The sequence below is a fragment of the Brevibacillus centrosporus genome, from assembly GCF_046622605.1.
Lineage (GTDB): Bacteria > Bacillota > Bacilli > Brevibacillales > Brevibacillaceae > Brevibacillus > Brevibacillus centrosporus.
Window position 1 is genome coordinate 1112322 of record NZ_CP176856.1, and the last position, 26196, is coordinate 1138517.

Annotated in this window: 31 protein-coding genes and 1 pseudogene; 26 read left to right on the forward strand and 6 right to left on the reverse strand. The window is 50.7% G+C overall.

Annotation, left to right across the window (positions count from 1 at the left end; translation table 11 throughout):
• Nucleotides 1-58 precede the first annotated feature (58 nt).
• The 4 genes from ACLIN2_RS05975 to ACLIN2_RS05990 all read left to right on the forward strand — a co-directional run bounded on the left by ACLIN2_RS05975 (nt 59) and on the right by ACLIN2_RS05990 (nt 1661).
• Nucleotides 59-529 (forward strand): SHOCT domain-containing protein, encoded by a 471-nt coding sequence (locus tag ACLIN2_RS05975; protein WP_411503498.1) that lies wholly within the window; start codon nt 59-61, stop codon nt 527-529.
• Between the two features lie 100 nt (nt 530-629).
• A complete protein-coding gene (locus ACLIN2_RS05980) occupies nt 630-845 on the forward strand; it encodes a WYL domain-containing protein (protein ID WP_411503499.1) in 216 nt (71 codons plus the stop codon).
• Between the two features lie 150 nt (nt 846-995).
• Nucleotides 996-1403 (forward strand): YolD-like family protein, encoded by a 408-nt coding sequence (locus tag ACLIN2_RS05985; protein ID WP_411503500.1) that lies wholly within the window; start codon nt 996-998, stop codon nt 1401-1403.
• 12 nt (nt 1404-1415) lie between these two features.
• The gene (locus tag ACLIN2_RS05990; RefSeq protein WP_411503501.1) at nt 1416-1661 is read left to right on the forward strand and encodes a YolD-like family protein; all 246 of its coding nucleotides are present in this window, start codon (nt 1416-1418) and stop codon (nt 1659-1661) included.
• A gap of 41 nt (nt 1662-1702) precedes the next feature.
• Here the strand turns inward: ACLIN2_RS05990 and ACLIN2_RS05995 are convergent, their stop codons facing one another.
• Nucleotides 1703-1978 carry a hypothetical protein gene (locus ACLIN2_RS05995; RefSeq protein WP_411503502.1) on the reverse strand — a complete coding sequence of 92 codons (276 nt, stop codon included), beginning with the start codon at nt 1976-1978 and terminating at the stop codon, nt 1703-1705.
• 475 nt (nt 1979-2453) lie between these two features.
• Entirely contained in the window at nt 2454-2678 is a 225-nt protein-coding gene (locus ACLIN2_RS06000) for a hypothetical protein (RefSeq protein WP_411503503.1), read from the reverse strand.
• A gap of 144 nt (nt 2679-2822) precedes the next feature.
• Here ACLIN2_RS06000 and ACLIN2_RS06005 point away from each other — a divergent pair, with 144 nt between their 5' ends.
• Together ACLIN2_RS06005 and ACLIN2_RS06010 are read left to right on the forward strand one after the other, a co-directional pair.
• Nucleotides 2823-3056, forward strand: a complete 234-nt coding sequence (locus ACLIN2_RS06005; protein WP_411503504.1) for a transcriptional regulator — start codon at nt 2823-2825, stop codon at nt 3054-3056.
• 56 nt (nt 3057-3112) lie between these two features.
• Nucleotides 3113-3262, forward strand: a pseudogene (locus ACLIN2_RS06010) (sporulation protein YhbH); the annotation flags it as partial.
• A gap of 265 nt (nt 3263-3527) precedes the next feature.
• Here ACLIN2_RS06010 and ACLIN2_RS06015 read toward each other — a convergent pair.
• Nucleotides 3528-4064 (reverse strand): GNAT family N-acetyltransferase, encoded by a 537-nt coding sequence (locus tag ACLIN2_RS06015; protein WP_092266491.1) that lies wholly within the window; start codon nt 4062-4064, stop codon nt 3528-3530.
• Between the two features lie 145 nt (nt 4065-4209).
• Here ACLIN2_RS06015 and ACLIN2_RS06020 point away from each other — a divergent pair, with 145 nt between their 5' ends.
• From ACLIN2_RS06020 to ACLIN2_RS06030, 3 genes are all read left to right on the forward strand, one after another.
• The gene (locus ACLIN2_RS06020; protein ID WP_411503505.1) at nt 4210-4545 is read left to right on the forward strand and encodes a winged helix-turn-helix transcriptional regulator; all 336 of its coding nucleotides are present in this window, start codon (nt 4210-4212) and stop codon (nt 4543-4545) included.
• 222 nt (nt 4546-4767) lie between these two features.
• The gene (locus tag ACLIN2_RS06025; protein ID WP_327929677.1) at nt 4768-4941 is read left to right on the forward strand and encodes a hypothetical protein; all 174 of its coding nucleotides are present in this window, start codon (nt 4768-4770) and stop codon (nt 4939-4941) included.
• Between the two features lie 233 nt (nt 4942-5174).
• Entirely contained in the window at nt 5175-5582 is a 408-nt protein-coding gene (locus ACLIN2_RS06030; RefSeq protein ID WP_411503506.1) for a LytR/AlgR family response regulator transcription factor, read from the forward strand.
• A gap of 106 nt (nt 5583-5688) precedes the next feature.
• Here the strand turns inward: ACLIN2_RS06030 and ACLIN2_RS06035 are convergent, their stop codons facing one another.
• The gene (locus ACLIN2_RS06035; RefSeq protein WP_411503507.1) at nt 5689-6570 is read right to left on the reverse strand and encodes a LysR substrate-binding domain-containing protein; all 882 of its coding nucleotides are present in this window, start codon (nt 6568-6570) and stop codon (nt 5689-5691) included.
• 116 nt (nt 6571-6686) lie between these two features.
• Here ACLIN2_RS06035 and ACLIN2_RS06040 point away from each other — a divergent pair, with 116 nt between their 5' ends.
• The 5 genes from ACLIN2_RS06040 (at nt 6687) to ACLIN2_RS06060 (ending at nt 11113) form a co-directional block, all read left to right on the forward strand.
• Nucleotides 6687-7841, forward strand: coding sequence for a CynX/NimT family MFS transporter (locus tag ACLIN2_RS06040; RefSeq protein ID WP_411503508.1), 1155 nt, complete (start codon nt 6687-6689; stop codon nt 7839-7841).
• Nucleotides 7842-7972: 131 nt separating this feature from the next.
• Complete coding sequence (locus ACLIN2_RS06045) at nt 7973-8680, forward strand: DNA alkylation repair protein (protein WP_411503509.1); 708 nt, start codon at nt 7973-7975, stop codon at nt 8678-8680.
• Between the two features lie 144 nt (nt 8681-8824).
• Nucleotides 8825-9601 (forward strand): amino acid ABC transporter substrate-binding protein, encoded by a 777-nt coding sequence (locus ACLIN2_RS06050; RefSeq protein WP_092266486.1) that lies wholly within the window; start codon nt 8825-8827, stop codon nt 9599-9601.
• Nucleotides 9602-9691: 90 nt separating this feature from the next.
• Nucleotides 9692-10351 (forward strand): amino acid ABC transporter permease, encoded by a 660-nt coding sequence (locus ACLIN2_RS06055; RefSeq protein ID WP_411503510.1) that lies wholly within the window; start codon nt 9692-9694, stop codon nt 10349-10351.
• A gap of 15 nt (nt 10352-10366) precedes the next feature.
• On the forward strand, nt 10367-11113 hold the full coding sequence (locus ACLIN2_RS06060) for an amino acid ABC transporter ATP-binding protein (protein ID WP_411503511.1): 747 nt from the start codon (nt 10367-10369) through the stop codon (nt 11111-11113).
• A 97-nt stretch (nt 11114-11210) separates the two neighbouring features.
• Here ACLIN2_RS06060 and ACLIN2_RS06065 read toward each other — a convergent pair whose 3' ends face one another.
• Complete coding sequence (locus ACLIN2_RS06065) at nt 11211-11489, reverse strand: KTSC domain-containing protein (RefSeq protein WP_092266483.1); 279 nt, start codon at nt 11487-11489, stop codon at nt 11211-11213.
• A 588-nt stretch (nt 11490-12077) separates the two neighbouring features.
• On the opposite strand from ACLIN2_RS06065, the gene ACLIN2_RS06070 reads away from it, so the two are divergent.
• The 4 genes from ACLIN2_RS06070 to ACLIN2_RS06085 all read left to right on the forward strand — a co-directional run bounded on the left by ACLIN2_RS06070 (nt 12078) and on the right by ACLIN2_RS06085 (nt 17697).
• Complete coding sequence (locus tag ACLIN2_RS06070; protein ID WP_400583815.1) at nt 12078-13586, forward strand: UxaA family hydrolase; 1509 nt, start codon at nt 12078-12080, stop codon at nt 13584-13586.
• Between the two features lie 13 nt (nt 13587-13599).
• Nucleotides 13600-15126, forward strand: a complete 1527-nt coding sequence (locus tag ACLIN2_RS06075; RefSeq protein WP_411503512.1) for a tagaturonate reductase — start codon at nt 13600-13602, stop codon at nt 15124-15126.
• Nucleotides 15127-15152: 26 nt separating this feature from the next.
• Entirely contained in the window at nt 15153-16178 is a 1026-nt protein-coding gene (locus ACLIN2_RS06080; protein WP_411503513.1) for a zinc-binding alcohol dehydrogenase family protein, read from the forward strand.
• A gap of 178 nt (nt 16179-16356) precedes the next feature.
• Complete coding sequence (locus ACLIN2_RS06085; RefSeq protein ID WP_411503514.1) at nt 16357-17697, forward strand: LLM class flavin-dependent oxidoreductase; 1341 nt, start codon at nt 16357-16359, stop codon at nt 17695-17697.
• A 59-nt stretch (nt 17698-17756) separates the two neighbouring features.
• Here ACLIN2_RS06085 and ACLIN2_RS06090 read toward each other — a convergent pair whose 3' ends face one another.
• Nucleotides 17757-18779 (reverse strand): LLM class flavin-dependent oxidoreductase, encoded by a 1023-nt coding sequence (locus ACLIN2_RS06090; RefSeq protein WP_411503515.1) that lies wholly within the window; start codon nt 18777-18779, stop codon nt 17757-17759.
• A gap of 388 nt (nt 18780-19167) precedes the next feature.
• On the opposite strand from ACLIN2_RS06090, the gene ACLIN2_RS06095 reads away from it, so the two are divergent.
• From ACLIN2_RS06095 to ACLIN2_RS06130, 8 genes are all read left to right on the forward strand, one after another.
• Nucleotides 19168-19425 (forward strand): glutaredoxin family protein, encoded by a 258-nt coding sequence (locus ACLIN2_RS06095; RefSeq protein WP_400583829.1) that lies wholly within the window; start codon nt 19168-19170, stop codon nt 19423-19425.
• A 160-nt stretch (nt 19426-19585) separates the two neighbouring features.
• Entirely contained in the window at nt 19586-20602 is a 1017-nt protein-coding gene (locus ACLIN2_RS06100; RefSeq protein WP_411504515.1) for a methionine ABC transporter ATP-binding protein, read from the forward strand.
• A 2-nt stretch (nt 20603-20604) separates the two neighbouring features.
• On the forward strand, nt 20605-21255 hold the full coding sequence (locus tag ACLIN2_RS06105) for a methionine ABC transporter permease (RefSeq protein WP_411503516.1): 651 nt from the start codon (nt 20605-20607) through the stop codon (nt 21253-21255).
• Nucleotides 21256-21287: 32 nt separating this feature from the next.
• Nucleotides 21288-22139, forward strand: coding sequence for a MetQ/NlpA family ABC transporter substrate-binding protein (locus ACLIN2_RS06110; RefSeq protein WP_122960472.1), 852 nt, complete (start codon nt 21288-21290; stop codon nt 22137-22139).
• A gap of 45 nt (nt 22140-22184) precedes the next feature.
• The gene (locus ACLIN2_RS06115) at nt 22185-23531 is read left to right on the forward strand and encodes an LLM class flavin-dependent oxidoreductase (protein WP_411503517.1); all 1347 of its coding nucleotides are present in this window, start codon (nt 22185-22187) and stop codon (nt 23529-23531) included.
• 34 nt (nt 23532-23565) lie between these two features.
• Nucleotides 23566-24723 (forward strand): amidohydrolase, encoded by a 1158-nt coding sequence (locus ACLIN2_RS06120; RefSeq protein WP_411503518.1) that lies wholly within the window; start codon nt 23566-23568, stop codon nt 24721-24723.
• 5 nt (nt 24724-24728) lie between these two features.
• Nucleotides 24729-25514, forward strand: a complete 786-nt coding sequence (locus ACLIN2_RS06125; RefSeq protein WP_411503519.1) for a methionine ABC transporter ATP-binding protein — start codon at nt 24729-24731, stop codon at nt 25512-25514.
• The gene (locus ACLIN2_RS06130; RefSeq protein WP_411503520.1) at nt 25511-26179 is read left to right on the forward strand and encodes a methionine ABC transporter permease; all 669 of its coding nucleotides are present in this window, start codon (nt 25511-25513) and stop codon (nt 26177-26179) included. The genes ACLIN2_RS06125 and ACLIN2_RS06130 overlap by 4 nt, the downstream gene beginning before the upstream one ends.
• The last annotated feature ends 17 nt before the right edge of the window (nt 26180-26196 follow it).

A 26196-nucleotide genomic window follows, 5' to 3' on the forward strand; every position in this document is an offset into this window, starting at 1 on the left:
GAAAATATTGACGAGGCAGTCCTAGTCCGATAGATTCAGTATAGGAGGTGTCTTACCAATGTCTGAATCCATATTTGAAGCACAGGGTGTCAACGGAAGCCTTATCATCTATCCCAATCGCATCCTCATTTCTCGGCAAAGCTCGTTCCTTGCAAAATCCTCGCGATTGTACGATAAGGAAATCACTATAAAATCAGTTTCCGCCATTCAACTCAAGGAACCAAGCATGTTTCTAAACGGCTTCATTCAATTCTCCTTCTCTGGCGGTAAAGAATCCAAGGGTGGCGCATTTGATGCTGCCAAGGACGAAAACTCCATCGTCATCAATAAGAAGCAGCTTGACTCCTTCAAGAAGGCAAAGGATATCATCTACGACTTGATGAGTAATGCAGACTCCTCGGCACAGCAGGAGGCTGCGGCATCCGACGACTCATTGGATCAGCTAGAAAAGCTGGCTGCTTTGCGAGATAAGAACATCATTTCTGAAGAGGAATTCAACGCAAAGAAGAAACAAATTCTCGGTATTTGAATTCTGATGCTCCACAATATGTGGGGCATTTTTTATTTGCATGTTCTTATAATGTTCGCGTATAATACAGAACAAACGTTCTTATTCGGAGGCGAACGACGTGGTAAAGAAACTACAACGCGCCATAGAGCATAAACAACACATTCAGATCATTTATTTGGGACGGGATGGCAAGACAACAATACGGAACTTGCGACCACTGGAGGTTATAGGAGATTACCTGAAAGCATATTGTCTCACACGTAAAGCGCCGAGGGTTTTTGTCATCGACAACATTCTCGCTGTTGCGCCGGTGGTGAACGACCGTGCTGTCTGATATCGAGAGAAAGGTCCTGCGCGTGATCGCCAACTACTCAGCTGGGAGACGTAGGACGCCAACAGTGGAAGAATTGTGCATTAAAACAGGACGAAGCAGAGGCGGTATCATGACGGTGCTGGAAGTGTTAGCTCGAGAGGAATATATCGAATGGCAGCGATCAGCGCCGGACAACATGACTGTGCTGGAGGCGTGGGAGCGAAAGGGGTCGGTATCATGGCTAGGAAGATAGACAATATGTTCGCAGCAAGTCGTTTTGTGTTGCCTGAGCAACGCGAGCTGTACTTACAGTTGAAGGAAGACGAGAAGCTGATTTCTATGCCTACGATCGAACAGGACGAATTCGAATCGTTCCACTATATACTTCAGGATGCTCAGCAGGGGAATTACGCTGTAACGTTAACCTGGTGGAGACACAAGAAGAACAATTTGGGAACCACCTGCATGATGTGGGGAAAGGTAGAGTGGATCGAGTTGAATACCAGAAGAGTTAAGTTGCTAACTGATGAAGATGTCCAATGGATTCCAATGGATAGTATAATCGATGTAAAAGGTTAGGAGGTAAATATGATGGCAAAGGCATCTACGCCAAAACGACCGACTCGAGATGAGTTCGAACTAGAGGACTTAGGCAATCAGCTTGTGGAAGCAAAAGAGGATGGGGATGAAAGAACTCTATCAGTGTGGGGCATGGATGATAAAGTGTGTGGACGGATCACACATTTAGATTCACGGACAAGACTAGTCCATGTCGAGAGTGACGGGATGACAAGAAAAATCCCCTTTCTCGATATCATGAGGGTGAGCTATGTATAAAAGACATGCCCGACTCGGCAAAAGGCAGAGTCGGGCAAATTTTAGTACCTGTCCATGTAGTCTGAAGTGTATACGAATCGCTTCCCGCCGCCGATCATGAACTCCTGCAGCTTCATCCGAAACTTCGGGTCAGCAAGAGCCAGTTCGACCACGAAAGCCTGTGCGCTTCCGATTGACCGGTTACGTTTGGCCTTACCATAAAAGATCGGATTCCTGAAGTCCAGGTTGTCTGCTACTTTAATGAGATTGCTGTACATCGTTCGCGAATGTGTTGATGTTACTCGCGGTAATTCCTCGTGTGTCTCCCCCAAGTCCATGTCCTCTACTCCTTTCTAGGCTCAATTCGAAATCGTCAGAAAAATACCTTGATTTGAAAATATCATTCCACACAGTGCGCATTGAAAGGGCATGTCTCAAGAGGCAGAGGAGAGGTTATGCAGCACAACTCACTATCGGTGAATTACATCACCGCGCTTGATCGAACCATTTAGGGCTGCCCTGACTAGGTTTTGGTCGTAAAAGCTGACTTCCCGACCGGTTGTTACTTCCTCGGTATGTAGCTGCCCCTGACTGACGGACACCACTCTATACCCGCCTCCCGTGCGAGCGGTATTTGTAGGTGTGTAGAATGACTGAGCTATCGAGAGTGCGACCCCTAAGCCCAATACCGCTAACAATGTCCAGGAAGTGTTCCTGACGAATTTTTCGGTTATCTCAAGTGAGTCATCATCATCCTCAAACTCGTCCTCTTCCTCCCAATATGCCGGTCTGCGCCGTTCCTCCCGGTAGTACCTACGCTTGCGGGCCATTTGATCCGACCACCTTTCGGACGGGCACTGGGACGCCTACTCTTTTCTGCACACCTACTGCCTGACGCTCGGCAATCCTGGCTAAAGCCATCGGCTTCAGGAGTTCTTTTGCCCATGCGCTGAAGTTTAATGTCTTGGAAACCTCCCACATTGCCTTTTCCAATGGATCATTTACATTAAAACAGACTGGTTTGCGTTCCGTAGCCATCTGATTACCTCCCTGTTTGGGGTTGTGCAGCAGAGCGTTACGCTGCGTTGTGTTATTAGAAGATGTCGAACGGGTTGTCCATTATTCGGCTTTCTCCGAATAAATTTTCGTTACCTTGTCCAGACTGCTGATGAGGTGAGGAGTATGGGTGGACTAAATAAGCCAAGGAAAAAAGCGGGTAAATATATTGATCTTCACGGTATCAGTCACAAATTTATCGCGGAAGAGACAGGACTGAGTATGGATACGCTGACCAGGATTTTTACAATCGGTAAAAAAACACAAAATCCTACTCGATCTACGCGCAAGCTGATACTTGAAGCGGTTAAAAAGAAAATCCCACAAGCCAAAATGTCAGACTTGTGGGACGATGAGTAAGAACGTATATTTAAAGTGGACAATGGGAATAATGAATAATTTGTATATATCATAAAGATGTCAATCAGTACAATCGCCACTCCACCCTGATGTCCGCTTACCGGCACATCAAGGAGCCGAAGTTCATGCACTGCGTGATCCGAGAAAAGGGAGAGGTATACAAGGCGCTGCGAGCGTTTTTTGGGAAGAAGGAAGTGGGCGTGTAAGGCAGGAAGTGGAAAAGGATAGAGGAAGCAAAAAACAAGAAGCTCTTCACCGATACAGACGGTGGAGAGCTTTTCTTGTTAACAGTGAAGTGTACGAAGGCACCTTTTCTTATCTTATCGCCTCTTTCGGGAGAGGCGACGAGTCCGGTAATCTCAGCGGCTTCGGAAATCGTAAATGCCCGCCCCCCCAAATGCCACCTGCCGGAATCGTAGCCTGCTTTACAAGGAGCAAAGGGGAGGCCGTATTGGAATCCCATAGAAGGTTTCAAGATGCCTTTTTGCTGCGCAAAACGGTGATAAACCCATCCAAAATCTGATGACTTACGGCAAAGCCTTTCCGTTTGTAAAATTCCAGGGCGTTGTCATTGCCGTTTGAGACGTAGATAAAATAATCTTCTACATCCTCAAATTGCTGCAGCCAGCTCATCGACAGATCGAAAAGCTTGGAGCCGATGCCGTATTGTCGATACCCTTCTTTTATATAGAATTGGGAGAGACAGCCTACATTTTTCTGACGGACAGTGGAGAGATCAAAAAAGGTAGCAAAGGAATTGGAGTAAGCTTCCTTGGGAGAGATATTGGAATATACGTACCCGACAATTTGTTCCCCATCTTTTACAACGACTGTATAATTGTGCAAAGCCGCCTTCACGGAAGGGACCAAGCGCGTTTCAAAATTCATGCTGTCAAAAAGCTCAGGCTTGATGGTCGCTTTCGACTTTTGGAAGGCCATGAGCTCGTTGCAGGAGTCCCGACATTCTTCTATTTGAGAATCTGGCAAAATTTCATAACGCAATTCCATTACAATCACTCCCTCAATAAATATCAGAAAATTTTAAAAGTGTTCGCAGCTACGATATAATCTTATTACATAGAGAAACGAAAACAAGTATGCAGGTTTTGCCTACTAAGTCAGGTAAAACTGAGTAAAGGAGAGGGGCGTCGGTATGCAGCAAGAGGAAAGTCAAAAACGGGATATTCAAAATTGTCCTTTGACGTATGCCATGAATGTCATTGGCGGCAAGTGGCGTCTCCCGATCATTTGGGCATTGTGGAAGAACGATACCCTGCGTTACAACGAGCTGAAACGACGAATTGATGGAATCACGAATATGATGCTGTCGCAGGTGCTTAAAGAGATGGAGATCGCAGGGCTGATTGTGCGCAAGCAATATTTAGAAATTCCGCCACGAGTGGAATACTCGCTGACGCAAGAAGGCAAGGACCTCGTACCTGCGCTTGAGGCCCTTGCCAGATGGGGAAAGCATATGCAAAATCGCTAGTGCCGCCGGATCATCAGTCGTTTTCTTTTTCTGTTGGAGAGCGATTGTTTTTGCCTGTTCTACAGTGATAGCTGGCTGCTGCACGGGCTGGTCAATGGCATGTAGGGTGGGTTTCACGCTCGTAATTTTTTCCATTCCCTGCGAAAGATACGAATAAGATGGGTGAATGCGATCCAGCAGGAATAGAAAGAATAACCATCAAGACGGATCTTCGGAGGTAGTATGAAAAATAAAATTGCAGATTCCATGCTCAGCAAATCCAAGCCGCAACCTGTCCAGGTAGAGAGTGAAGAGCAGGTAAGAGAAGCGCTGCTTGGTCAAGTGCTGACAAATACGATGTTGGATGAGGAAACGGTAAAGAAGCAGAAGGATAGGTATTTGCTAGAAGGAAAATAGGTAGCATATGTGGAGTGACCTAGAATCGGACGCCCACGTATGAAGAAGTGAAAATATGGAAATGATACTAACTACACTGTTAACAACCTTTTTCAGCCCTCGCGAAAAGCGGGGTGTTTTTTTGTGCAGATTTTGGAACCTGCCTCTCGGTCGTACTAGCGTTTGTATAGTTTTTGTTGAGGTCCACTTGCTATCGTGGTGTTCAACGGCATTGGCAGGGAGAGTGGAATTTGGTGAAAGCAATCTTAATAGACGACGAGAGATTGGCATTGTTACATCTGAAAAACATGCTGGAGCAGGTCAGCCTCGATGTAGAGGTCATTGGAACATTTACAGATCCGGTTGCAGCGATGCATGCCGTAATAAAACAAAAACCGGATGTCGTGTTCGCAGATATTTACATGCCGGGGATTGACGGTTTGGAAATGGGGAGACAGCTTAAATCGACAGTCCCGGATGTAGAAATAGTGTTTGTAAGCGGAGATGGGAGATTTGCCATGGATGCGCTTGAGCTGCGCGCGTTCGACTATATGCGAAAGCCGTTGGAGATCAGACGACTGCAAAAAACAATGGATCGCTTGAAAAGGGAAAGGTCAGTGGCGGGGAGCGACTCTTTTAATAGTGAAAAGGACGGAGAGTGAGCGTGCTCTAGCTAACGTATTCCCAACGCAAAGAGGACGCCTGCTGGGCTGCATGACCTGGCAGGGTCCTCTTCTTTTGTTATGGACATAGAGTGGAAGGCGGCTATCACCCAGGGCGATGGAAGTAGTCCTCCAGCTTTCTCATAAACGCTGTCGCGGCTTTGCTTACATATTTATCATTTCGATAGTAGATCTCCAGCTCGCGAACCGGGGAATTGCGGATCGGGATGGCACGAATACGCAACGATCGAAAGCTGGTAATCAATTCGCTCGGTTGAATCGTGGCACCTACACCTTCGTGGACAAGCTGCAAAAGTGAGGTGGCGGACCCTGTCTCCATGATGGTCGATATCGTGATCCCGTTCTCCTGGCACCACGTATCAATTAAGTTGCGGCCGTAGAAGCCTGTTGGATACATGACGAAAGGAAGATCGACCAATTCTTGCGGATCGACTTGAGCGTGATTTGCGAGCTCATGGTCTTCGTGAACGTACAGGCTGTAGGTTTCCGTGTAAAAAGGAATCCTGTTCAAGCGGCTGTCTGTCTTGAAGGCGAGTCCAACCCCGATATCCACGACATTGTCCAAGACCTTTTCTACGATTTTAATGGAGGGAATCATTTGCACTTTGGTTTGCGGAAATTCTTTATGGAAATCAACCAGCAGCGATGTAAAACGATAATCTAGATCAGAGGCGAGAACGGCTACCCGCAGGTGACCAGCGTGCAAATCGGTCAGATCGTTGATGGCGCTTTTGGCATTTTCGAGCTTTTGGAAAATCTCCAAAGCGTAATGCTCGAGTATAGCTCCTGCTTCCGTCTTGAGCGTTTTCTTGCCGATTCGATCAAACAATGGGACACCGATTTCGTCTTCCAGCACGCGTATTTGCTGACTTAAAGTGGGCTGAGAAATGCCGAGCTTGAAGGCAGCCTCGGAAAAATGAAGTTCGTTGCACAGAGTGAGGAAATACTGTAACTGTCTAAGCTCCACGGGAAATCACCTTTTATTATAGTTTGAAACTATTATTTAGATAGGAAAAATAGTATTGAGCTATACTTGAGTCTATCCTACACTGAGAGCATGGAAAAAGAAAGGAGGTCGCACAGATGCGTTTGATGTATCTAATCGTTGTCATTTTTGTCCTATCCTTGAACCTGCGGCCGTCCATCACATCGATTGGTCCTTTGCTTGATGTGATCAAAACAGATTTGGGAATGAGCAGTGGTATAGTGAGCTTGCTTACGACGCTTCCTGTGCTGTGCATGGGAGTCTTTGCTCTTTTATCCATTCAACTAAGCAATCGGGTAGGAATTGAAAAGTCGCTGTTCATCGCGATGGCACTGATCTTGGTAGCTACCTTGGCACGTGGATTTCTTTCCAGCAGCTGGCTGCTGCTTGCGACGTCGCTGATTTCAGGGATTGGAATCGGGATCGCGGGACCCCTTATCTCCGGCTTTATCAAGCTGCACTTTCCAGGCAGTCTCGGTGTGGCGAGTGTGTATTCGGTATCGTTGGTCATAGGAGCGGCGCTTGCTACGACGTTTTCCATCCCGTTGTTTCATCTATTGAATGATTCGTGGCAATGGTCGTTGGGCTTCTGGGGGGGATTGGCCCTACTTGGGACGGTGTTTATGCTTCCACTCCTGACAAAAGGAAAGCAAATCCAGACAGGGGGGATGCCGTCGCTTAAAATAACCAACAAGCGCGTCTACCTGTTCCTGCTGTTTTTTGGCTGCATGTCCGCGATGTTTTACTCGATCACGGCGTGGCTGGCACCCGTGGCTCAATCGATGGGGATGAGCGCTGCGCAATCGGGACTCGTTCTGACGCTGTTTACCGTCATTCAAATCCCGGTAAGCTTTTTGCTGCCGATCGTGGTAGGCAGAAAAGGAAACCGAAAACGGTGGCTGCTGCTCTGCGCTGTGTCGGAGCTGATCGGAGTCGCTTTGCTGCTTGGGCATATGTCCGTATGGGCAGCGACCGTCTTTTTAGGAATGGGCGCAGGAGGTCTGTTTCCTTTGGCGCTGCTGCTTCCGCTCGGTGAGGCAAGCACGCCAGAAGAGGCCACTTCCTGGTCGGCCCAGACCCAATTTGGCGGTTATCTCATTGGGTCAACCGGACCATTTGTAATCGGTCTGACCCTTGATATTTTTGACAACAGCTATACACCTGCGTTGGTGGCGATGATGGCTGTGCTGGTTATCCTCATTTGTACGGTGTGGAAGATCGAGCAAAAAAGACAGGTGGAGCTAAGCCAGTAATGGAATGGAACGTACCTTCTCCCTGGGAGCTGATCCCGGGGAGATTTTTCTTTGGGGAAAGAAGAGGCTTGACTGTACGCAGCATCCTGTGGAAAGAATAGGGAAATACGAAAGCGGAGCGGAGGGGTTTCATGACAGTCGATGAGGTCATGCAAAAACTCGAGGAAATGGGAACCGAGCAAACCAAGAAGACTTTTTTGCGCCATGGGGCAAAGGAGCCTTTCTTTGGCGTGCGTGTCGGCGATATGAAAAAGCTTGTCAAAGAGGTGAAACGCGACCAAGAACTGGCACGGGCGCTCTATGAGACAGGCAATTCCGATGCGATGTATTTGGCAGGGCTGACTGTCGATCCAAAGCGTATGTCCAAAGAGGATCTGCAAGCATGGGTGCATAAAGCGTACTGGTACATGCTGGCGGAATACACGGTCTCGAACGTCACGGCAGAGAGTGCCTATGCACTGGAGCTGGCTCGGGAATGGATCCACTCCGAGGAAGAGATGATCGCCGCTTGCGGCTGGAATACGTACTCCAATTATCTATCCATCACCCCAGATGAAAAGCTCGATTTGGACGAAATCAAAGACCTCCTGCAGCTCATTCAAAACAGCATTCATTCGGAACGAAATCGGGTGCGCTACACCATGAATCAATTCGTGATCGCTGTCGGTGCTTATGTGTCTGCCTTGCATCATGAAGCCGTCGATGTGGCAGCCCGTATAGGAGCCGTTCGCGTTGACATGGGACAGACGGCTTGCAAGGTACCGCTAGCTACGGAATACATCAAAAAGATAGAAGAACGCGGGAAGATCGGCCACAAGAAAAAGACATGCATTTGTTAGTCGTACGCAATTGGAATGGATTGTAATGTTTAAATTTGCTAAACTTCCTCGACTCTTTTTCGATGATGTGCTATCATGAGACCTTGTTAACGTATTACCACTTTACCATAGTAAACATACACAAAAGGTTTTAGGGGGATCATCATGAAAAGATTTGCAGCTATTTCTATCCTGCTTACCGCTATGCTGTCGCTCGTTGTTGGATGCTCCAGCACAAATACAGGCGGAAGCGGCAAGCAGCTGATCATCGGAATCGACGACAAGTTTGCACCAATGGGCTTCCGCGATGATAAAAATGAGATCGTCGGTTTTGACATCGACTACGCACGGGCTGCCGGAGAGAAAATGGGGAAAGAGGTTGTCTTTCAAACCATCGACTGGAGCTCCAAGGAATCAGAGCTGAACAGTGGCCGGATCGATTTGATCTGGAATGGATATACCATTACGGATGAACGAAAAGAAAAAGTCTTGTTTACCAAGCCTTACTTGAAAAATGCACAAGTCATTGTGACGGCGGCGAATTCCGACATTACCAAATTGGACGACCTGTCCGGTAAAATCGTCGGTTTGCAAAAACTGTCCTCGGCAGCAGACGCATTGGACGCTAGCCCCATCAAAAACAACATCAAAACCATTACCGAGTTTCCTGACAACGTCCTCGCTTTGAGCGACTTGAAAATCGGACGCGTCGATGCAGTGGTAATCGACCAGATCGTCGCCGACTACTACATGGCAAAAGACAAAGGAACCTTCAAGCAGCTGGATGAATCGCTGGCACCTGAAGAATACGGAATCGGCGTGAAAAAGGGCAATGAAGCGCTGTTGAACGAATTGCAAAAAGCATTGGACACCATGAATCAGGACGGAACAGCGGCGAAAATCTCGGAAAAATGGTTTGGTGAGAATCGCGTACTGAAGTAATCGAGGAAAGCAGCAAGGGCTTCGCCGCACCTGGGCGAAGCCATGTTTTTTTGCAGTAGGAATAGATCTTTTTACTAGGAGCCAACAAGTATGAGCGCAGAATACATTCTCAACATTACCAAGCCGATGCTGGAAGGCGCACAGATGACGATCCTGCTGTTTCTCGTGGCGATTGTACTGGCCATTCCTTTGGGATTCGTCATCACGCTTCTGGCAAAAAGCAGTATCAGGGCCGTGGCGCGGCTGGCCCATGCGTATGTGTACGTCATGCGTGGAACGCCGCTTTTGCTGCAGCTGCTGTTCATCTGTTTCGGACTGCCGCTGCTCCCCATCGTCGGTGAATATTTGGTCTTTGACCGGTTCGTAGCGGCGTGCATCGGGTTTGTTCTCAACTATGCTGCCTACTTTGCCGAGATCTTCCGCGGCGGCCTGCTGGCGATCGATAAAGGTCAGTACGAGGCGGCGCAGGTTTTGGGCTTCAGCAAATGGCAAACCACCACGAAGATTATTCTTCCGCAAATGTTTCGCGTAGCCTTGCCTGCCGTCTCCAATGAGTCGATCACGCTGGTGAAGGATACCGCCCTGCTGTACGCAGTTGCCGTACCGGAGCTCTTGCACTACGCCCAGACAGCAGTGAATCGCGACTTCACGATTGTACCGTTTTTCATTGCGGGTGTGATTTATCTGGTGATGACTCTCTTATTGACGCTGTTCTTTAAGTGGCTGGAAAAGCGTTTTAAATTTGAATAAAAGGATTGGCGTACTATGGCGATCATACAAGTTTCCCAATTGAAAAAGTCGTTCGGGACGTTGGACGTATTGAAAAATGTCAGCTTTGAAGTAAATCGAAACGATGTGGTGGCGGTCATCGGGCCTTCCGGTTCGGGGAAGAGCACCATGCTGAGAAGCTTGATCCACCTCGAGCAGGTGAACGGTGGCACGATCCGCTTGCTTGATCAAGATCTCGTACGGGAAGGCGTCTATGCTTCTCCACAGCAGATCAAGCAGATTACAGCCAAAATGGGGATGGTGTTTCAGCATTTCAACCTGTTCCCTCATTTAACCGTGCGAGAAAATCTGGAGCTGGCGCCACGGACGGTCAAAGGCGAGGCAGACGAAACCGTACGGCGAAAAAGTGCGGAGCTGCTGGAGAAAGTAGGCTTGTCTGACAAAGCCGACAATTACCCTGCGAGGCTGTCAGGGGGGCAAAAGCAGCGCGTAGCGATTGCCAGGGCACTCATGATGGATCCGGAGATTCTGCTTTTTGACGAACCGACTTCTGCACTTGACCCAGAGCTGACGGGAGAGGTTTTGCAGGTGATCAAACAGCTCGCCAAGGAAAGCATGACGATGATGGTCGTGACGCACGAGATGGGATTTGCCAGAGAGGTTGCGGGCAAGGTGATGTTCATGGACAACGGCGAGTTTATCGAATCGGGGACGCCGGATGAGATGTTTGGAAACCCACAGTTTGAACGGACGCGGGCTTTCCTCCAGAAATCATTGAAATAGACTTCAGCTATGCAGGTAGCTGGAGTTTTTTCTTTTGGGGGCGGGGGATAGAGACGAGCGACTCCCAAGGCGGTAAAGAGGGGAGTCGCGAAGGCGGCTACATCAGCGGATATTTCAAATAGCGCATATGAATGAAAGAGTAAAAGTGGTCACTGAACGATTCTGCGTTCAAAAAGGCGTTGTAGGCATACGGAGTGACACGGCAGTACACCATTTCGCGGCCGTCTTGAAACCGGATGTACAGATGCTGGGAGTCGAAATCGTAGCGAGTGGATTTGATCAGACGAGAATCCAGTTCTTTGTAGGCTGGTTCTTGATCCTGCTCGGAAGGAGCAGAAGAAGAAACAAACTGCCGAAAGAGCGATTGTAATTTCATGGTAACTCCTTTTTGTGTAATCTTCGATGATGGATTATTTCTCTGAGTTCTTTATTTTACTTAAAAATCTCGATTCGGAATATAAAAAGAACACACCGATACAAAGATAGGTGAAAAGAACTGCGCTCACTGCGACATTTGGAATAGTAGAGAACATGTTGAGCCTCCTAGTCGAAAAAGAGTTCGGAAACGTGTTTCTAGGTATCGTCGCCATTCGGTTCTTTGGTCCTATCTCTTGGTGCGAATATAGACGGAAATACCGGATGAATTATGTCGATTAATGCTTGAATATGTCGAATTAAGTCTATATTACTAATTATTAATTTGTCAATATTTCCAATTACTTATTGCCGTGAAATTTTCCTGTGCGAATGATATTTTATTCCCATTGTTAAGAAAATTAGCTTGATTTATGCGCAGACGCTCGTTTATGATCGTAATAAACCGAATTACTAAACCGATTTATTAATAAATGAGCTTTCTTGGCAATGCTTCCACAGATTTGCTTGACGCAAACGGAGAGGGAATCCGAGGATGCAGTGCGCCGCTGAGCTTTTCATACTGTTTCTACGTAGATGAGGTGGGAATGTGGAAGAGAACCAAAAGGGGTTTATACAAATCAACAAGGCCGATAATGTCTGGATCTGCCTTCAGGATGTAAAAAAGGGCGATAGCGTAGAGGTGAACGGCAGCTTTGTCGTTGCACAGGAAGATATTCCGAGCGGCCATAAGATTTCCAATCAAGCGATCGCAGCTGGAGCGGACATCATCAAATACGGCTTTCCCATTGGACATGCCACAGTAGATATCGCAAGTGGCGAATGGGTTCATAGTCACAACGTTAAAACCAATTTGGACGGGGAGCTTTCCTATTCCTACAAACCTGTACCGACGAATGTATTTCCGCAGGCAGCACAAAGCGAGCGGACATTTGCCGGCTATGTGCGTGAAAACGGGGATGTCGGGGTGCGCAACGAGATCTGGATCGTCAACACGGTAGGCTGTATCAACAAGGTTGCGGAACAGCTGGCAAAAATGGCCGACCAGAGCTTCGCGCATGAAAATATCGATGGCGTTTACCATTTTCCTCATCCGTTTGGCTGTTCGCAGCTAGGAGACGATCTCGTGCATACGCAAAAGATTTTAGCGGACCTGGTGCATCATCCCAATGCGGGTGGCGTCCTGGTGCTCGGCCTAGGCTGTGAAAACAACTACATCGACTTGTTCAAGGAAGCGATCGGAGACTATCATCCCGACCGTGTCAAATTCCTCGCCGTTCAGCAGGTGGAGGACGAGATGGAGCAAGGTATGGAGCTGATCGAGGAGCTTGTCACATACGCTTCCCGCTTCGAGCGGCAGGAGGTTCCTGTTTCCAAGCTGAAGGTGGGGCTCAAATGCGGTGGATCGGATGGCCTCTCCGGGATTACAGCGAATCCGTTGGTGGGCGTATTTTCGGATCAGCTCATTTCGGCTGGGGGCGCGACTGTTTTGACAGAGGTTCCGGAGATGTTCGGCGCAGAGACGATGCTGATGGAGCGGGCGAAGGATGAGGTGGTATACAGTCAAATCGTTGACCTGATTAACGACTTCAAGCACTACTTCGCCAAGAATGATCAGCCTATCTATGAAAATCCATCGCCGGGAAATAAAAAGGGCGGGATCACGACGTTGGAAGAAAAGTCGCTGGGCTGTGTGCAAAAGGGCGGCTTCGGGCGTGTAGATGACGTGCTGCAATACGGTGATCGCGTGCGGCAAAGCGGGCTGTCTCTGCTGCAGGGGCCGGGGAACGATCTGGTTTCAGTTACGGCATTGTCCGCATCCGGCTGTCAAATCGTCTTGTTTACGACCGGACGAGGCACTCCTTTTGGGGGACCGGTGCCAACGGTGAAAATGTCGACCAACACAGCGCTGTATGAACGCAAGAAAAACTGGATCGACTACAACGCAGGCAAGCTGGTACAAGGAGCCAACATGGAAGACGTATCCGCAGACTTTTTCCAATATGTCATTGATTTGGCCTCTGGTCGAATCCGCACGAAGAACGAGATGTACGGGTACAAAGAGATCGCGATCTTCAAAGATGGCGTCACATTGTGAGGAGAGATCAGCTATGGAGCAAAAGCAGGTTCCCGGCTTGAGCCGCGGCGCCCTTCAAGCTTCAGGAGTAAGCGTGGAGCTGGGTGAATTCCCTGAGCGCGTCCTGCAAATCGGAGAAGGCAACTTCATGCGTGGATTTATTGACTGGATGCTCTACAGCATGAACCGCAGAGGCTGCTTCCATGGACGTTCTGTCGCCATTCAGCCGACACCGAGGGGCAAAGTCGTACCCAAGCTCAACCGCCAGGATGGTCTGTTTACACTGGTCCAGCGCGGGCTGGAAAAGGGAGAGGCGGTCGAGCGAGTCGAGCGGATTGACGTGATCAGTCGAGGGATCAATCCATATGAGAATTGGCAGGAAGTATTGCAGGTCGCAGAGTCGCGCGACATCCGGTTCGTCTTTTCCAATACGACAGAAGCTGGACTGCAATGGAGTGAGGAGGCGTACGATCCGCTGACTGCTCCCCTTTCCTATCCAGGCAAGCTGGTGGCTCTTTTGTACCATCGCTTTCTGCATTTTTCCGGGGCGGCGGATGCAGGCTGGATTCTTTTGCCGTGCGAGCTGGTAGAGAAAAATGGCGAAGTGCTACAGGAGCTTTGCGAACGGGCAGCCAAGCATTGGGGCCTGCCCTCAGCCTTTTTCACCTGGATGAAGGAAGCGTGTGTCTTCTGCAATACGCTGGTCGATCGGATCGTGACAGGCTATCCGCACGGCGAGGAAAACGTGTGGGAGGACAGGCTAGGCTATCGCGATGAGCTTTTGACAGTGAGTGAGCCGTACCATCTGTTTGTCATAGAAGGACCAGAAGGCTTGGCGGAGGAGCTGCCGTTTCAGCAGCCGGATTTGCGCGTCTATTTCGACCGGATTGATGCGTATCGCGAACGAAAAGTGAAGCTGTTGAACGCACCTCATACGCTGCTTGCCTCTGTTGCCTATTTGGCAGGTGCGGATACAGTGCGGGAAGCGGTGGATGATCCAAAGCTTCGGGCTTACCTGCTGCGTGCCATGCAGGAGGAAATCAAAGAGTCGCTGGCACCAGAGGTTCAGGCAGTTGCGGATGCGTATATCGAAGACGTCCTGCAGCGTTTTTCCAATCCGTATTTGCAGCACCGTCTGCTCGATATTAGCTTGAATGGATTATCCAAGCTCGTGACTCGCGTACTTCCTAGCATGCATGCCTATCAAAAGGCAAAAGGAGCACTGCCGCAGGCGTTGGTGTTTGGGCTTGTGGCCAGCTTTTTCTTTTACCGGGTGGCACGCATGGAAGGAGAGAGCCTTTACGGTGTGCGAGAAGACGGTACGGAATACGAGATTCGCGATCAGGCAGAGCATGTTCACGCTATTGGCGAGCTGTGGAAGCAGGTGCGGGAAAACAGCACGACAGCGTCCCTGGCTCTTGCAGTAGAAAGCTACCTCGGCATGGCGAGTATTTGGGGAGAGGACTTGAACGAAGTAGCGGATCTAACGGCACAGGCCACGAGGTATGCGGAGGAAATCGCGCAGCACGGTATCCGACAGGCTTTACGGAATTTGGGATAAGCGACTAGGAAAGGGGTATAGAGAGGATGAAGACAATCGTATGCCAGGAGCCGGGAAAAATGGAGCTCATCGAGACGGAAGCTCCAGCAAGCCCAGGAGAGAACGAGGTATTGCTGAACATCAAACGAATCGGTATTTGCGGAACGGACATCCACGCGTTTGGCGGCAATCAGCCGTTTTTTGCCTATCCGCGTGTGCTTGGTCATGAGCTGTCAGGTGAGGTCGCAGAGGTAGGAGCTGCTGTCACCAATCTGAAGGCTGGAGACAGAGTGGCGGTCATTCCTTACATGCATTGCGGGACCTGCATTTCCTGCCGCAGCGGGAAAACGAACTGCTGCACGCAAATGAAAGTACTGGGGGTACATATCGACGGAGGGATGCGCGAATCGATCGTCGTTCCGGCGACACATGTCCTGCCCGTACCGAATCTTTCCTGGGAAGAAGCGGCGATCGTTGAACCGCTCTGCATCGGTGCCCATGCGGTTCGTCGCGCACGAATCCAGCCTGGCGAGACCGTACTTGTGATCGGAGCAGGTCCTATCGGTCTGGGTGTCGCCCGCTTTGCCAAGCTGCAGGGAGCAAAGGTCATCGCTATGGATATGAGCGAAGAGAGACTCTCCTTCTGCCAGGAGTGGGCAGAGTGTGACGAGATCGTGCTGGCTTCTTCTGAGCCAAAGGAACGCATACGTCAGCTCAACGGACAGGATCTGCCGACAGTCGTTTTCGATGCGACCGGCAATAAGCATTCCATGACGGGCGCTTTTGATTTCGTCGCCCATGGTGGGACTCTCGTCTATGTCGGTCTGGTCAAGGAACAGATCGCCTTCTCTGATCCGGACTTCCATGCCAAGGAGCTTACCTTGATGGGAAGCCGCAATGCGACGCTGGAGGATTTTCAATACGTGATTGGGTGTATGAACGAAGGAAAAATCAACTCCTCTGCCTATATCACGGAGAAGATTCCGTTCGAGCAGTTTGCCGAAAATCACGAAGAGCTGATTCAGCCCAATCGCGGCGTGATCAAGTCGATGGTTACGCTGGAAGATGAGTAGTGCCATAAGTAGCGAGTGACCGATTATGTGGAAAATATGATTCTTACTTGACCGATAGGAATTAATTAAATTAAACTGAATGTATCATTAGCCGATCAGACAACTGAAGGCTCCCTGACTTTGCAGAAGCAATCGTGAGGGAGCCTTTTTCTTTTCACAACAAAGGAGGATTCATACGATGGGCACTTCCAGGCAAATCAAACTTGGTGCGTTCATTCATGGGGTGGGCGGGCATATCGCGGGGTGGAGACATCCACTCGCCCAACCGGATGCGAGCATCGACTTTGGGTTCTATACCTCACAGGCACAAAAGGCGGAGACAGGAAAGTTTGATTTTGTCTTTATCGCGGATGGCTTGTTTATTAACGAAAAGTCCATTCCCCATTTCCTGAACCGGTTTGAGCCGCTCACGATCCTGTCTGCGCTCGCTGCGGTAACGTCACGCATCGGGCTTGTCGGGACCATATCGACCTCGTACAGCGAGCCCTTCACCGTATCCAGACAGCTCGCATCTCTCGATCATATTAGCGGGGGAAGAGCGGGGTGGAATGTCGTGACCTCGCCTTTGGAGGGCTCTGCCTTGAATTACAGCAAAACCGTCGAGGAGCATCCCGATCATGCCAAGCGCTACCGGATCGCGACAGAGTATTTGGAAGTAGCCAAAGGGCTGTGGGATTCGTGGGAAGTAGATGCATTTGTGCGGGATAAGGAATCCGGCGTGTTTTTTGACCCGAAAAAAATGCATGCGCTCAACCATAAAGGGGAGTTTTTCTCCGTGCAGGGCCCATTGAACATCGGCAGATCGAAGCAGGGACAGCCAGTTATTTTTCAGGCGGGCGCTTCAGAGGATGGGAAAAGCTTTGCTGCGACATGGGCCGATGCGATTTTTACGGGGCACTTGAACTTGGCGGATGCCCAGGCATTTTACGAGGATGTAAAAGGCAGGGCCGCTGCAGCAGGGCGAGATCCTGAGAAGGTGCTCATCATGCCGGGGATCGCGCCGATCATTGGACGTACGGAGGAGGAAGCGGAGCAGAAGTATCAGGAGCTGGCGAATCTGGTATCGATCCAGCAGGCCCTGGCATACTTGGGCAGATACTACGATCATCACGATTTTTCCGTCTACGATCTCGACGCGCCATTCCCTGAGCTGGGCGATATCGGCCAAAACAGCTTTCGAAGTACAACAGAGCGAATCAAGCGAGATGCAAAGGAAGGCAATCTGACTCTGCGGCAGGTCGCTCTTCAGGAGACGACGCCCCGTCCATTGTTCATGGGCACCCCGGAAAAGGTGGCGAATCTCGCTGCGGAGTGGTTTGAAGAGCGCGGTGCAGACGGTTTTATTGTTAGCTCCAGTCTTCCACAAGCCCTAAACGATTTCGTCGATCAGGTCGTTCCGATCTTGCAGGAGCGTGGACTATTCCGCACGGAGTACGAAGCGGATACGCTGCGCGGAAACCTGGGGATTCCTGTTCCGGTCAATCGTTATGCTGCCAAATCTGATGAAGCGCTTGTCTAGCAGGACACAAAAATAGAAGCTGCTCCCTGCATTGTACAGAGGGGCAGCTTCTTTCGTTATTATAGGTTGTTCGTGACGGGCTGTTCCGAAAAAGCTTCGGCAAGCAGCTCATAAGAAGTGACGCGCTTTTGGAAGTCTTTAACCGGGGTGATGATGACGACTTCCTCTACCTGATAGGTTCGCTGGATTTCCAGCAGCCGCTTGCGCACGGTCTCTTTTGAGCCAGCGATGATGTTTGGCTCCTTTACCTCGATGGTGTACGGCTCGCTCGTGTGCTTCCCGTATTCCTCCGCTTTTTTCAGGCTGTTTACTGTGATCGTCTTGCCGCTTGCGAGATTGATTTTGACGAACTCGTTTTCATTAGCGAGCTTCCTCGCATTCTCGTCTGTGTCTGAGACGATCACAGACAGCGCGAGAATCGCTTGGGGCTTGGCGATCGCACGAGGGACAAACCGTTCCCGATACGTCGTGATCGCTTCCAGACTAACGGACTCATCGCTGTTGATGAACTGTGCGAAGACGTAGGGAACACCGCGCTGTGCGGCCAGCTCAGCGCTCGCGACACTGGTTCCCAGCAAGTACAGGTCTGCTGGCTGAGAGGGATTGGGAATCGCCTTTAAGCCATGCAGCGGATGCTCGGGCTCGAGGTTGTTGTGGAGGAACTTCTCCAGCTCCACCAGCTTTTCTTCGAGGGAGCGAGTCGAGCCCCCCTCCTGTTGCAGGGCACGTGTGGATAGCGGGAGTCCCCCTGGCGCTCTGCCGATTCCGAGGTCTACTCGTCCTGGGGCAAGGGAGGCGAGGATGTGAAAGTTTTCCGCTACTTTATAAGGACTGTAATGCTGCAGCATCACCCCGCCGGAGCCAAGGCGGATGCGCGTGGTATGGGCAAGCAGATGGGAGATGAGGACTTCAGGAGAGGAACCGACTACATTGTCCAGGTCGTGATGCTCCGATACCCAGAAGCGATGGTAGCCGAGCTTCTCCGCAATTTTGACGAGCTGAATCGTATGCTGAAATGCTTGCGTGGACGTCTCTTTGCTTTGAATAATGGTTTGATCCAAAATGCTCAAGGTAAGTGTCACAGTCATATCTCTCCTTATCGGTAAAATGAACGCAAAAAGGCCCTTAGTCGTAGATGTACTAAGCGGCCTCTGGTGGTCCAGTCAGCTGGTAAATATGGATAGATGGAAGTGGGAAAAGTCAAAACATTAATTTCTTATTTATTTACTTGGATTTTATCCAACGCATGGGGGAAAGTCAATGAAAATTCCTGTCGGATGAACGAGAAAAGACGGTTGACGAATGCGAAAACGAGCGCTAGAATACAAATACCAAGTAAACACATATGAATTTAAAGAAATCGTCGACCAGACCACTGGAGACCTCATTTCGCCTTCCTCTTTCTTTCATTAGGAGCGGGCATTGGGGTCTCTTTGTTTTTTGGCCAGATGCCTAAGGGAGGAAATGAAAATGGCAGTTCAACAAAAAGTAATTCTCTGGGGGCGAAATGGCTGCTCCTTTTGCGACAATGTAAAATCCGTTTTGGCGGCGCACGATTACCCGTACGAATGGATTGATGTAGAGGGCAAGGACGTGCTGCGCGATGTGCTGGAGGTCAAATACGGCTCGCGTCTGATTCCCGTAGTCGAAATTGGAGGGGATGGCAAGTTTGAGGCTTTGCTTCACACGGAGCTGGATCGTCTGGAATCCTTCCTGAAAGCCGAGTAAATCCTCAGCCTGGGTGAAGCGGAGGGCGGGCAAACCCTGCTTATCCCCGCACATGAAAAAAGGAGTGGGAAACGAATTGAGCTTGCTGGAGCAGACAGTTACATTCCGTGGGCGAAATGAAGTACAAGAGCAAAGGCACGCCCTGCCCAAAGAAAAAAAGATTGAATTTTTGCAGGTCGAAAAGAAGTTCGAAAGCGGCGGGAAGATTATCGAAGCGCTGAAGGGCGTTACGCTCACGGTAGAAAAGGGTGACATCTTTGGGGTCATCGGTTTTTCAGGCGCTGGAAAAAGCACACTGCTGCGTACGGTGAACCTATTGGAGCGGCCAACTTCGGGAAAAGTCATTGTCGATGGAAAAGATTTGACGATGCTGTCTGTTGCAGAGCTTCGCCGCGTGAAAAAGGACATCGGGATGATCTTTCAGCAGTTTAACCTCTTGGAATCCAAAACCGTCTTTGAAAATGTGGCAATGCCGCTGCTCCTGAGTCAGACTCCCAAAAAAGTCGTGCAGGAGCGAGTAGCCGAGCTGCTGTCCTTTGTGGGACTATCCGATAAGGCGAAAAGCTTTCCAGATGAATTATCCGGGGGACAAAAACAGCGTGTAGGGATCGCGCGGGCCTTGGCGACAAACCCGTCCATTCTGCTGAGTGATGAAGCGACTTCCGCACTGGACCCGCAAACGACGGAATCGATTCTGGAGCTTTTAAAAAGAGTGAACAAGGAATACAACATCACGATTCTTATGATCACGCACGAAATGAATGTGATCAAAGAGATTTGCAACCGGGTAGCGGTCATGGAGCATGGAACGGTTGTGGAGCAAGGCGAGGTTCTGGATATGTTCGCGCATCCACAGACGGAAACCGCACGTAATTTCGTGAAATCGGTCATCCGTGACGACATTCCGCCAAGTGTTTACAAGGCATTGGCAAACAGCCGGGGGCAATCGAGAATCTATCAAATCCATTTCGTTGGTGAAAACTCGGGCCAGCAGGTTGTGTCCCAGGTCTCAAAGCAGTTCCAGACCCAGGTCCATGTGCTGTTCGGCAACATCTCGGAGCTGCAAGGCGTGCCCTTTGGCAACATGATCGTGGAAATAGGGGGCAGCGCGGCGGACATTGCTCGTGCCTACCAATACATCCAGCAGCAAAATGTAACCGTGAAGGAGATTTCGTAGCGATGGAAGTCAGCTCAGAGCAAATATGGCAAGCCATCTATCAGACACTGTACATGGTAGGGGTCTCCCTGGTCTTTGCCACACTAATCGGATTACCATTGGGGATTCTTTTGGTCGTCACGCGCAAAGGCCACATTTTGGAGAACCAAGCGATATTCTCGATTTTGAACCCGATCATCAACGTACTGCGCTCCGTCCCGTTCATCATTTTGCTGGTGGCGATCATCCCGTTTACGCGATTACTCGTCGGAACCTCCATCGGAACGACTGCGGCGATCGTACCGCTGGTCATTTACACGGGACCGTACATCGCCCGCCTGATCGAGAACTCGCTTTTGGAAGTAAACGCAGGGATCATCGAAGCCGCAGAAGCGATGGGAGCGACACCCTTGCAGATCATTTTCCGCTTCCTCATTCCGGAGACGCTCGGTTCACTCGTTCTGTCCATCACGACAGCTACGATTGGACTGATCGGTGCTACGGCAATGGCGGGGGCCGTTGGAGGCGGGGGGATCGGCGATTTGGCCATCACCTACGGGTATCAACGCTTTAGCACGATTACGATTGTCGCGACCGTCATCATTCTGGTCGTTCTGGTACAGGGCATTCAGTCGCTCGGCAACCGGCTGGCACGTAAAATTCGCAGAAAATAGAACCGTCATCGTAACGGACAGGAGAGACATCCATGAAGAAAATAGCCATTTTGTTTTTACTCGTCATTCTAGCAGCAGTAGGAGCAGTCGGTTGCGGAAAAGCAGATGAAGCATCCACTTCGAAAACACTGAAAATCGGGATTCGCGGGTCGGAAAGCCGTACGTGGGATTTCGTGAAAGAACAGGCGCAAAAAGAGGGGCTTTCCATCGAGCTGGTTCAGCTGAACGCCAACGTGAACCCGAACACCGTCCTGCTCGAAGGCGATATCGACGCAAACGCATTCCAGCACGTCGCTTTCCTCGATCAGTTCAACCAGAAAAACAATTCCGAGATCGTTCCTGTCGGTTCCACGATCATCGCGCCGCTGGGGATCTATTCGGATAAGTTCAAGAAAATCGAAGAAATCCCGGACAACGCCAAGATCGCAGTACCAAACGACGATTCCAACTGGGGGCGCTCACTCGTTCTCTTGCAGGAAGCGGGCTTGATTACAGTCGTAGACAATTTCGACGGATTTGGCGGCGCGGACAAAATCAAGGAAAACCCGAAACATCTCGAGATCGTCCCTGTCGATGGAGCGACTACGCCGCGTGTCATGAAGGACGTTGCTGCTTCCATCATCAATAACGGGGTAGCAGTGGAAGCAGGATTTTTGCTGAAGGACTCTATTTTCCATGAGAGCAATACGGCGAAACCATACATCAATATCATCGCGACAACCAAGCAAAACGAAAACCGCGAAGACCTCAAAAAGCTGGTGGAAATCTATCAGTCCAAAGCAGTCTCTGACTTTATCACCGAGACGTACAAAGGAAACTACATTCCGACACAAGTCACGGTAGACGAACTGAAAAACTTCAAGAGCGCGTATGCCAGCAAATAAGTGACGGATCAGGAAAGCTCAGGGCAGGAAACAGGAGGAGAAAAGATGACCCAAAAACGGCAAATCCATTTTTCAGCCTATCTGGTGGGAACCGGGATTCATGTAGCGTCATGGCGACTGCCGGAAGCGCAGCGCAATGCCAGCATTGACCTTGCGTTTTACCAAAAGATGGCGCAGATCGCCGAGCGGGGGAAGTTTGACATTGCTTTTATCGCGGACAGTCTGGCGGTCAATGAAAATTCCCATCCAAATATTTTGAATCGCTTTGAACCGACGACACTTTTGGCAGCTCTGGCGGGAGCTACCTCCAAGATCGGTCTGGTCGCGACAGCTTCGACGACCTATCACGAGCCGTACAATCTGGCGCGTCTGTTCGCGTCCGTAGATCACATCAGCGATGGCCGCGCAGGCTGGAACATGGTCACGACAGGAGATGCGACAGGGGAAACCGGACGCAATTTCAGCCGTGCGAGTCACGTAGAGCACGACGAGCGCTATAAACAAGCGGAAGAATTCATCGATGTGGTGCAGGGGCTATGGGATTCCTGGGAAGACGACGCTTTTGTGCAAGACAAGGAATTGGGGGTGTACTTCGATCCGCAGAAAATGCATCGGTTGAATTACCAAGGGACGTATTACTCCGTCCAAGGCCCGCTCAACATCGGCAGGTCGCGGCAAGGGCAGCCCGTGATCGTCCAGGCGGGAGCATCGGAGCCCGGACAGCGTCTCGCGGCGAGAACCGCGGAAGTCGTCTTCTCGCACGTAAAGGACTTTCAAAAGGCGCAGGAATTTTACAAGAGCCTGAAAGGAAAGCTGGCGGATTATGGTCGAACTCCTGACCAGCTCCATATTTTGCAGGGCATTTCCCCGATCGTGGCAGATACGAAGGAAGAAGCCGAAGCGATCCATCGGCAGCTGAGCGATCTGCTGCTGCCTGAGCAAGGTCTGCGCTTTTTATCAGGCTATCTGGGCAAGGTGGATTTCAGCAAATACACGCTGGACACTCTGGCAGCGGAAGTGGAGTTCCCGCAAGACAACGGCATTCAGAGCCATTTTGAACGGATGACGGAGCTGATCCAAAAAGTGAACCCGACCTTGCGCGAGCTGTACGCGCTGCTGGAGGGCGGAGTCAATCAAGAGCTGATCGGCACACCAGAGCAAATCGCGGACGTCCTGGAGAAATGGTTTACCCAAGGGGCGGCAGATGGCTTCATGTTCGTCGCACCGATCCTGCCGAAAGGTCTGGAGGATTTTGTAGACAAAGTCGTTCCGATCTTGCAGGAGCGGGGCTTGTACCGTCTGGATTACGAAGGAGATACGCTGCGCGATCATCTCGGACTTCACAAGCCGGTCAACCGATTCGTCGCACGAAATTCACTCGTTGAATCGTAATGACAAATGGCGTAGCTGAAAAGGAGGACGGTGGATGGGAATTCAAGATTTTGCTGAAATGGCAGCACAGCTCACCCCCCAGCTGATACAAATACGCCGTCACCTGCACCAATACCCGGAGGTCGCCTATGAAGAGGTGGAGACGACACGCTCCATCCGTGGGTGGCTTGCGGAAGCGGGTATCCGTATCCTAGAAGCCCCTCTGCAAACCGGGGTGATAGCGGAAGTGAGCGGCAGTGCGGATGGAGCGATCGTTGCGTTGCGGGCTGACATCGATGCCCTGCCCATTCAGGAGGAGACGGGATTGCCATACGCTTCCCGAATCTCGGGAAAGATGCACGCATGCGGTCATGACTTTCATACGGCGGCTGTTCTCGGCGCTGCCTATCTGCTGAAAACACAGGAGAAGCAGCTAAAAGGAACGGTGCGCTTTATCTTCCAGCCTGCTGAGGAAAAAGGGACGGGGGCAAAACGGATCATCGAGAGCGGTGCACTGGAAGGTGTGCAAGCGATCTTCGGATTGCATAACAAACCGGATTTGAAAACCGGAACCGTGGGAATACTGCCGGGTCCTCTGATGGCAGCAGTAGACGGCTTTGATATCGAGATCGAAGGGATAGGAACACACGCGGCAATCCCCGAGGCGGGCGTCGATCCGATCGTGGCTGCTGCCCAGATCGTGTCCTCCCTGCAGACCATCGTCAGCCGCAATATCAGCCCGTTGCACAATGCGGTGGTCAGCGTTACCAGCATCCACGGGGGATCGACCTGGAATGTGATCCCGGACAAAGTGGTTCTGGGTGGGACCGTGCGAACCTTCCAGGAGCAGGTGCGGGCGAAAATTCCCGAGCACTTCCGACGGATTATCGAAGGCGTGACGGCTGCCTATGGAACCAAAATCAGTCTGAGCTGGTTTGAGGGGCCACCTGCTGTTCGCAACGATGAGAGACTGTCGAGGCTGTCCGTTGAGGCGGCCAAAAAGGCAGGGCTTGCGGTCGTCGCCCCCGTGCCGTCTCCTGCGGGAGAGGATTTTGCCTACTATCAGTCCGCGATACCCGGATCGTTTGTGTTTATCGGGACATCTGGTACGCATGAATGGCATCACCCCGGATTCACGCTGGATGATCGAGCCCTGCAACAGAGCGTGCACTATCTGGCGGAAGCCGCGCTGGCCGCACTGGAGGGGAGGTAAGCCATATGATCGGCATTCACAACCTCACGAAAACCTACAAGACGGCAAAAGGCTCGATCACCGTTTTGCAAAATATTGATCTCACCATCGAAAAAGGGGACATCTTTGGCATCATCGGCTTCAGTGGCGCGGGGAAATCGACCCTGATCCGCTGCCTCAACCGGCTGGAGGAACCGGACTTCGGCACCATCGAGATCGGCGGCAGGCTCGTGACGAATCTGAACGAAAAAGAGCTGCGGCAGGCGCGTCAAAAGATCGGGATGATTTTTCAGCAGTTTAACCTGCTCGATGCGAAGACCGTTTACCAGAACGTCGCGTTTCCGCTGGAGGTAGCGGGCCATCCCAATCGCTATATCCAGCAGCGGGTCCGCGAGATACTCGATTTGGTTCAACTCGGGGACAAGGAAAACGTCTACCCGTTTCAGCTGAGCGGCGGGCAGAAGCAGCGCGTGGGAATCGCCCGTGCGTTGGTCAACGAGCCGGATTTGCTGCTCAGTGACGAGGCGACATCTGCGCTCGACCCGCAGACGACGTACTCCATTTTGGAGCTGCTGAAAGAAATCAATCGCCAGCTGAACCTGACGATCGTGCTGATTACCCATGAGCTGGACGTGCTGCAGCATATTTGCAACAACATGGCCGTTCTTGAAAAAGGCAGAATCGTCGAAACCGGTTCGGTAGAAAAATTTTTCCTGCGCCCGGAAAGCGATACGGCCAAACGCTTCGTCAGTATCATCGATCATTACCGCGACAAACGCAATGTGATGGAGGGAGTGGGGGCAGGGATATGAAAGACGATTTGCTAGAGCTGCTCTGGGAAGGGCTGCTCGAAACCCTCTACATGGTCTTCTGGTCGTCTCTGTTTGCCCTTGCCATCGGGATTGTGCTCGGTGTCACGCTCGTCGTTACGGAAAAGGGAGGCATTTTGGAGGAGCCCAAGCTGAACAAGGCCATTGGCACCGTGATCAACGGGGTGAGGTCGCTGCCGCTGATCATTCTGATCGTCCTGCTGCTGCCTCTCTCCCGGCTGATTGTGGGCACGTCACTGGGACCGACCGCTGCGATCGTCTCTCTTTCCATCGGAGCAGCTCCCTTTCTGGGACGGATCATCGAAAACTCGCTCAAAGAAGTAAGTGCCGGGAAGATCGAAGCGGCGAAATCCGTGGGAGCGACTCCTCTTACGATCATTTTTCGGGTACTCATCCCGGAAGCTCTTCCTGCGCTCGTTCGCGGGATTACCATCGGGATCATCGGCATCACCGAGTTTACGGCGGTAGCGGGAGCGATTGGCGCTGGCGGGCTGGGCAGTCTGGCTATCCGCTTTGGCTACCAACGATTTCGTGAGGACGTCCTGATCGCCACCGTCATCGTCATTATTCTATTGGTTCAGATCATTCAATGGTCAGGTGACTCTATCGCGAAATCGATCAACAAAAAGCGTTACAAATTCGAGTAAGTCCAAAGAGAAAACAT